Here is a 6,749-nt window from a genome sequence, read left to right on the forward strand (position 1 = left end):
GCCACTGCTTCCCCCGGCCAGTCACCGCGCGGGGGAGTCTTCCGGGTTCACGTCACCCGGCGTTGCCACTGGGCGGGGCGGTTGAGCTGCTCACGGTATGCGGCCCATCGGGCTTTGCGCTGGTTGTGCAGCGTCCAGACGCGCGCCAGGTCGTCGATGGTGCCGCCCGCGTCCTCGATCGCCGCCTTCAGCTTGCTGTCGAGCGTGATGCGGTCCCCTCCGGCGTCGATCGCCTCTTGGTGGGCGCGCATGATGTCGTCTGGGGTGACCGTGTCCTGGTCGAGCCGTTCCGCGGCGGTGTGATCGTCGCTCATGACGGGTCTCCCGTGCGGAGGGTGGGCTCGTCGTGGCGCCACTCCAGGTGGACGGGCCGCATGCCGGGCGGCTGAGGGTCGCCGTACTCGGCGAGGAGGCACAGCGCCATCCCGACCAGCTTCGCCCCGCGCGCGGTGTGGGCGGTGGCCGTACGACCGGACTCGTGGGTGAGGTGTAGCCGCCCGTCGTCGAGGCGGGTCACGGTGCATTCGGGGATGTCGGGGAGGTCATCGGAGGGCATGCTCGGATCGTATGACGCGGTGTGACGCGGTGTACAGCGGCATGCCGCTACCTACACGTTTATGCAGCTCAGTGCCGTTCTAGTGTGATCTCGTGAGTGATGACCAGGACTTCGACCCCGAGGCCGTACAGGGCGAATACGTGTACGTGGCCGCGGCGAACTACCTTGAGGCCCGCATCCGTGGCGGACGCATCCCCGCCGGCGGACAGTTGCCCGGCGAGCGCGCCCTGGTCGAGGAGCTCCATGTGGCGCTCGGAACGGTGCGGAGGACGATCAGGGAGTTGGCCGAGCGGGGCCTGGTCAAGGTGCTGCCAGCGAAGGGCGTGTTCGTATTGCCCGAGGAGGAGTGGCCGATGGACGACGCGGGTTAGCGCCCCGAAAACGGCCCCCTGAGGGGCTCTGGGGCCGCTACAGCTAACCCCGCTTAACCCTTAACTCGGCTAACTCGCCGCAGGTCAGCATGGGTTAAGCGATCGTTTAGGCCCGGGTTAGATATCTAACCCGGTTAGCTGGCAGCTAACTCGGCTTAACCCGCCGGGTCTAGCCCGTCTAGGGTCGCGTTTTCCCAGTTCGGCAGCCTCTAGGTCCTAGACCCTCCGACCCTAGCCCTAGACCCTGGCTAGACGCCCGACTCGTCCCATGCTGTCCATGTCCGGTGATCTTGTGCGGCGTCCGTTGATCTTTTCCGGCATGTCCGACGATCTTGTGCGGGCGCGAAGCGTGGTTGTGCGGGCGCGGATCGTTGATGTCCGGATGTCCGTTGATCTTGTTCGGTCGCGCTCTGTAGATGTCCGGAGTGTGCGTTGATCTTGTGCGTAAGGTGTCCGGACCCTGTTCGCTCCTTACGAACACCGGGAAATCCCCTTAAGGAAAAGAGGGTGCCGCACACGATGTCCGACCGCACAAGCCGCCGACTACTCCCCGTGAGGCGGGCCCAGAGCCAGGGAGGCGGGCAGGGAGGCAGGGAGAACTCCCTACGCGGCTCCCTGTCGCACCTCCCTCGCGGTGGCCTGCAAAACTCCCTCCAGGCGGGGCAGGGAGGCACGCCTAGCGCACCGGTGCGCACCCCTCCGGGAGCGCGGTTCACGCCGCAGTCAGCCTCCCTCCCTGAATGGGCGCTAGGACGCTAGAACGCACGTAGGGGCTCGATCTCCGACCGAGCGTTGCCGCTAGGCCTCGCGGCAGAGACGCTAGGTCTGGCGCCGTTCTAGCGCCCCCTCGCGCGCGTACGCGTACGCGCTAGTACTAGCTAGCGCTAGCAGGCGCGGTTGCGGCCCTCTGCACAGCGCGGCTAGCGACTCCCGCCAGCGGTGTGTTACCTTCGCGCGCGCGTTACGGAGGGGTGCGCGTTACGTAACACTGCGCGCGTAGAGAGCCCCGGCAGGGAGACAACAACTGTTGTGTCGAGCGTCGGGAGCCGACAGGCGAAGTTGTCTCGCGCACGTGCGCATGTGCACGTGCCCGCCTGCGCGTTGGATGCCTCAAGACATCCGGCCGGGCTCAAGACTCGACGTCGCAGGGTCGAGAGGAGCGTCAAGAGTCCTGGACCCTACCTCAAGTCCTTGACCCTGAGGGTCCCGCTCTTGAGCCACTCTTGAGCTGACTTCCCGCAGTTACATTCCGTGATCTGTGGTACGGTGCCCTCGCGCGCCGCGCCCGCCGCGCGCCGCGCGCCTGCGCGTTGGGGTCCGCCGTAGAGCACCCCTCGTGGCACGACAGCGCCAGATCTGCCCGCTCGGGCGTCACATAGCGTCACGATCGCGGTCACGGTGCCGCCTCTGAATCTTCGGGAGGTACGGCATACCTGTCGCCGTGTCGGTACACCCTCCGTACAGGGCCGGTACACCCTTCGAACCCTCCCGAGTACACCGTCGGTACATCCGTGCATGACGAGCTGCGGGGGTACATCAGGTACACCGGGTTCATGTCCGGTTCCGGCGATTCAGGTGTCCGACGAAAGGCACACCGAATCGGCGATCGAGGTAACAGCGTTGGACACGGAGAGCGTCGAGGACGAGCACGCCAGCGATCCAGCGACCGCATGCGTGCGGGCCGTGTCCCCACGCTGAGCGGCGTCGCTGACAAGTACAAGTTCAGCCGGAACTGGGCTCGGTCGGGGGTACAGACGGCGCGCGACCAGATGAAGGCGAAGCGTCCCCTCGCCCTGCCCTTCGGTGTGCCCTTCACGGCCGGCGAAAAGCAGGGCGAAAGGCAGCCTCAGGGGCACGGTGAAGTGTCCGGCCTGCGCTCGGTGAAGTGGCACACCTCGCGTGGGTTCCACGCGAGGTGTCGCAGGTGGATCGGGCGTTCCGTGGCTTCCGAAGTGGCACAGTCGTGTCGGTGAAGTGTCCGGCCGGACGTCGATCAAATGTCACGTCCGACGGTCGCGAGTCAGGTCACATCGGTAGTCACAAACCGGTCGCGACTCGCGTCCAACTTGAAACCGGAAGTGAAACCGGAAACGCTGGCTTGACCTGCGTGGACGCCAAAACTACGCGACCATGATCGTGACTTCAAAGTTGAGTGCGGATGGTCGCCAGAGTGGACGCAACTTTGGTCGCGTCCGGCGACCGTGGACGCGACCGGTTCCGCGACCAACCGGCGACCAGTCGGGAACCGTCCGAGAACCGCCGGGGAACCGGTTCGGGACCGAACGAGAACCGGGCGAGGAACGAGAAGACCCCCGCCACCGGGAAAGGTGGCGGGGGTCTGGCGAGGTTGGGATCAGCCTACGGGCCGTCCACCCCCGTTCGCGGTGAGGTCGAGCTGCACGAGGCGGATCGCGAGCCGCTTCGCCTCGTCCCGAGAAAGCCACATCTCGCCGAACGAGCCCGACAGCGACACCATCACGTCGTCGTCCGGCTTCGGCTGGTCGAGGCCGACGTGCAGATCCTCATCGCGGTTCAGGCCGGTGTACAGCGGGTCCATCCGGATGGGGAACTCCTCGGCGATGCCGTTATGCGTCGAGAAGTCGCCGTCGTCGTGGATGCTCTCGCACCACGGCACCGGGCAGTGAGTGAGCTTCACGCCTCCTCCGTTCCGCGCGCCCTGGCCACCTGGCGCATGATCGCCTGCGCGACCTTCTCGGCCTCGTCGACCGTCATGACGATGTTCTCCCAGGCAAGCCCGAGGTCGAGCTTCGGCACCTCGCCGGGGTGGCCCACGATCCCGAGGTAGCCGCTCCCGCCGTACTCGTGGACGTAGACGGGCAGGTCCTCGCCCATGCAGAACGTGTAGTCGCCGTTGTCGAGGATGCAGTGGTAGGCACACCAGGGGTGGCAGTCCGGCGTCCGGGGCATCACCAGGGCTTCGTTCTCGGCCCAGGCCGGACGGACGGGCAGCGAGACTACCTTGCCGATGTCCATGATCGTCATTCGGTAACCTCCGGGTCCGCATTGATCTCGTGGACGCCCTCGACCAGGAGCTGTGCGAACTCGCGTACGCCGCGGCGGTCGAACTGCATGATGATGTCGGCGACGATCCACGCCTGATCGGCGGTGAACTTGCCGGTGTGGGTCTCGCCCTGGAGGTCGGTGTACATGACCTCGACGTGCGCGTCTCCGCCGAGCTGGAGATTGACCTCGATCAAGCACCCCGAGTCGTCGAGGTGCTCGATCAGGTCAAGGTTCCGCCGGCGTGGTCTGCCGTTCACGCTGTCTTCTCGACGCGGCAGGTCACGCAGTCGGCGTTACGGCAGCGGCCCTCCGAGTCGAACGGCATCACCTTCAGCGGCTCCTGCCCGCGGCCCTGCCGGACGAGGTCGAGCAACGCGAACGCGATCTTCTCCGCCTCGTCGAGGGTGGCGTACAGGCGGGTGTCGTCGCCGCTGTCGTTGAGGAACACGCGCGGCTCGCCCTCCCGGTACCGCTGCGTCAACTGCAGGGTCAGCTCGGGGGCGGTGAACTCGGCGAACACCGTGACCGGCTCCATCGTGTACAGGCTGACCGTGTGCACGGCGGAGTCGTGGACGCGGTCGTCCGGCACGTCGCTGCTGCGGTGGATGTCGTCGTTCGTGCACCAGGGCGCGCACGGGTCGCTGGCCAGCCAGTAGGCGGTGGGCTTGGTGGCGCGCTCGTGCTCGTACGCCCGCATCTCCGCGTCGTAGGAGACGCGTACGCGGAACGCGGCCTGCTCGCCGGCCTTGCGGGCCTCCTCCTCCCACGTGGCGGGGAGCTGCGGCTCGGTCGCGGAGGCAGGCTTGGGTGTGGTGGGATTGCTCAAGGTCTTCTCCTGTGTGAGCAGGTGTGAGACTCAGGGCGGGTCAGGTGCTCGAACACCTGGCCCGTCCGTCTTGTTGTGTACACAGCTAAGCATGATCTGTGTACACAACACAAGTCTTAGTGCATGATTCCTCTAGGCTTGCTGTGTAGACAGCTATAAGGAGGAGACGTGGCCGCAGCGCGTACGGGGCAAGGGGAAACGCCCATCCAGCACATCCGCATGGCGGCGGACCTTTGGGAGGCGCTCAAGGCTCGCGCCAAGGAGGTGGATGGCGTCAGTGGGCCAGAGGTGATGAGGCGGCTTGCGATGCGCTATGTCTCGGGTGAGATCAAGGCCGGTCCCGCGCGGGCATGGACGGGCGATCAGAGCGTGGTCCGCAGTGAGTCCGCAGGACCGTCGAAAACGCCCGAACACGATCAACGCTAGCCAACGCACAAAGGTGCTGGTCAAGCGTGGTGTCCGGGCGTTTGTGCAGGTCAGAGATTCGGGTCAGAACTTCCGCTTCAACGTCTGAGCACGGCCCGGGCCGGGGTGTCCCGTGGGAAATCACGGAAAGCCGCCGTTCGTTACGGTACGTTACCGGTGGTGACGGCGGCGATGCCCCCTCAGACGTCTCATCCCGGGAATCGGTAGGACGTCTGATGCCGGGACAACTGATGCGTCAACCACTTTGGGCCCCCGCGCGTCGAATCGTCACGGCGTTCACGCTGACTCGGGAGGCCCTCAATGATCCGCCGCATCATCCGGAAACGACGTCCCGCGCCCACTCTGGCCGGCATCAGCCTTGAGGAGGAGCTCGCCCTGATCAGGGTCGAGCTCATGTACGGCCTGCGCGTCAACCGCGAGGCGTACCTCCGCAGGAAGGTCGACGAGCGCAACGAGATGGCGACGCGGATGCGCGAGCGGGACGCCGCCGAGATGCTGGCGGACCTGCGCGGCTCCCTGGAGCGGGCGGTGCAGCCGACGGTCGTGTCCCTGGACCGGTCGGCCCAGCAGACGGTCGTGGACCTGCACAGCAGGCGTCAGCCGCGCCCCACCCAGGATCCGGAGCCCGCCTGACGGCCCTGACTCCGCTCCGCGATCCATACCGAATCCGCCTGGCGAGAGTCCATGCCCGGTAGGACAGGAATCCGTGGCTGTCGCGCTATGCCAATTTAGGTATCTGGGCTGGTCAAAAGCTGTTTCCACCGGGAAGTCTCAGGAATCGGCAATGAGGCCTGCCCGCCGACCCGGTTTGCCGTCAGGACGGTCATGCCGCAGCATGGGCGTGGCTTTCCTGGAACAATGGCGGAGACCGGATAGGGTGACTACTTCACCGCGGATGATGGGGATCGGCAACGGACGACACCGCGCCAGCCGGGGGGATCGGCGCGAGCGGAGGCGTGATGGCTCGTAGGTCTACCGTCCAGCACGATCCTCGGATCGCTGGCGACCCCGAGCTTTCCGCGCGCCTTGACACGGCTGACTTCGACGCGCCGCCGCCTCGCAGGCCGCGGCGCGGCGGCTGGTCGGGCGGAGGCGGGCGGTGGCTCGTATGGACCGGCCGTGTCATTCTCTGGGCAGTTATCGTGGTTGTCGTCGTGAATGGGGTTCGTGCCCCATTTGAGCGATTTACCCAACAAACGAGCGCGACGCCCAATAGCGTCGCGCCTGCTCACCATGGTTTTCCGGCTGACCGGGGCATGGCTTTCGCCGCCCAGTTCGCCGGGGTCTATCTCAATTTCAGCCCGGACGACGCCGCGAGCAGGTCGCGCAAGCTGGGCGCTTTCCTGGCCGAGGGCATGGATCCGCAAATGGGCTGGGACGGTTACGGCAAGTTCGCGGCCGTCGCCATCCAGCCGTACGACATCGAGGCGAGCGACGCCCACAACGCCCTGGTCAGCGTGGCCTTCCAGTCAGGCCCGCGCAGGTTGATGCTGTCGGTCCCGCTCTACTACTCGGGCGACGAGGCCGGCGGCAGGTTCGCCGTGGT

General features: G+C 66.3%; 10 protein-coding genes. 4 read left to right on the forward strand and 6 right to left on the reverse strand.

Features of this window, described 5'->3' with window-relative positions; genetic code table 11:
• Positions 1 to 47 precede the first annotated feature (47 nt).
• Complete coding sequence (locus ACIHFD_RS56495) at positions 48 to 314, reverse strand: hypothetical protein (protein ID WP_397373938.1); 267 nt, start codon at positions 312 to 314, stop codon at positions 48 to 50.
• Positions 311 to 556 carry a hypothetical protein gene (locus ACIHFD_RS56500; protein ID WP_397373939.1) on the reverse strand — a complete coding sequence of 82 codons (246 nt, stop codon included), beginning with the start codon at positions 554 to 556 and terminating at the stop codon, positions 311 to 313. The genes ACIHFD_RS56495 and ACIHFD_RS56500 overlap by 4 nt, the downstream gene beginning before the upstream one ends.
• Positions 557 to 648: 92 nt before the next feature.
• Here ACIHFD_RS56500 and ACIHFD_RS56505 point away from each other — a divergent pair, with 92 nt between their 5' ends.
• Positions 649 to 927, forward strand: a complete 279-nt coding sequence (locus tag ACIHFD_RS56505; protein WP_397373940.1) for a winged helix-turn-helix domain-containing protein — start codon at positions 649 to 651, stop codon at positions 925 to 927.
• A gap of 2,353 nt (positions 928 to 3,280) precedes the next feature.
• On the opposite strand, the gene ACIHFD_RS56510 is transcribed toward ACIHFD_RS56505, so the two are convergent.
• The 4 genes from ACIHFD_RS56510 to ACIHFD_RS56525 are packed head-to-tail and all read right to left on the reverse strand — an operon-like array spanning position 3,281 to position 4,777.
• Positions 3,281 to 3,583 (reverse strand): hypothetical protein, encoded by a 303-nt coding sequence (locus ACIHFD_RS56510; RefSeq protein ID WP_397373941.1) that lies wholly within the window; start codon positions 3,581 to 3,583, stop codon positions 3,281 to 3,283.
• The gene (locus ACIHFD_RS56515) at positions 3,580 to 3,930 is read right to left on the reverse strand and encodes a hypothetical protein (RefSeq protein ID WP_397373942.1); all 351 of its coding nucleotides are present in this window, start codon (positions 3,928 to 3,930) and stop codon (positions 3,580 to 3,582) included. Before ACIHFD_RS56515 ends, ACIHFD_RS56510 begins: the two co-directional genes overlap by 4 nt.
• Complete coding sequence (locus tag ACIHFD_RS56520; protein WP_397373943.1) at positions 3,927 to 4,208, reverse strand: hypothetical protein; 282 nt, start codon at positions 4,206 to 4,208, stop codon at positions 3,927 to 3,929. Before ACIHFD_RS56520 ends, ACIHFD_RS56515 begins: the two co-directional genes overlap by 4 nt.
• Positions 4,205 to 4,777: a DUF6907 domain-containing protein gene (locus ACIHFD_RS56525; protein WP_397373944.1), complete on the reverse strand. Its 573-nt coding sequence runs from the start codon at positions 4,775 to 4,777 to the stop codon at positions 4,205 to 4,207. The genes ACIHFD_RS56520 and ACIHFD_RS56525 overlap by 4 nt, the downstream gene beginning before the upstream one ends.
• A gap of 168 nt (positions 4,778 to 4,945) precedes the next feature.
• Here ACIHFD_RS56525 and ACIHFD_RS56530 point away from each other — a divergent pair, with 168 nt between their 5' ends.
• The 3 genes from ACIHFD_RS56530 to ACIHFD_RS56540 all read left to right on the forward strand — a co-directional run.
• Positions 4,946 to 5,203 (forward strand): hypothetical protein, encoded by a 258-nt coding sequence (locus tag ACIHFD_RS56530; protein WP_397373945.1) that lies wholly within the window; start codon positions 4,946 to 4,948, stop codon positions 5,201 to 5,203.
• 300 nt (positions 5,204 to 5,503) lie between these two features.
• Positions 5,504 to 5,836: a hypothetical protein gene (locus tag ACIHFD_RS56535; protein ID WP_357733206.1), complete on the forward strand. Its 333-nt coding sequence runs from the start codon at positions 5,504 to 5,506 to the stop codon at positions 5,834 to 5,836.
• A 623-nt stretch (positions 5,837 to 6,459) separates the two neighbouring features.
• On the forward strand, positions 6,460 to 6,749 hold a 290-nt coding region (locus ACIHFD_RS56540), incomplete at its 3' end, for a conjugal transfer protein (protein ID WP_397373946.1).

The sequence above is a fragment of the Nonomuraea sp. NPDC051941 genome (genome assembly GCF_044593615.1).

What these genes read in the sequence shown, in the direction of transcription:
- ACIHFD_RS56500 (WP_397373939.1), bottom strand. Translation starts at nt 556, where the DNA reads ATGCCCTCCGATGACCTCCCCGACATCCCCGAATGCACCGTGACCCGC.
- ACIHFD_RS56495 (WP_397373938.1), bottom strand. Translation starts at nt 314, where the DNA reads ATGAGCGACGATCACACCGCCGCGGAACGGCTCGACCAGGACACGGTC.
- ACIHFD_RS56515 (WP_397373942.1), bottom strand. Translation starts at nt 3,930, where the DNA reads ATGACGATCATGGACATCGGCAAGGTAGTCTCGCTGCCCGTCCGTCCG.
- ACIHFD_RS56535 (WP_357733206.1), top strand. Translation starts at nt 5,504, where the DNA reads ATGATCCGCCGCATCATCCGGAAACGACGTCCCGCGCCCACTCTGGCC.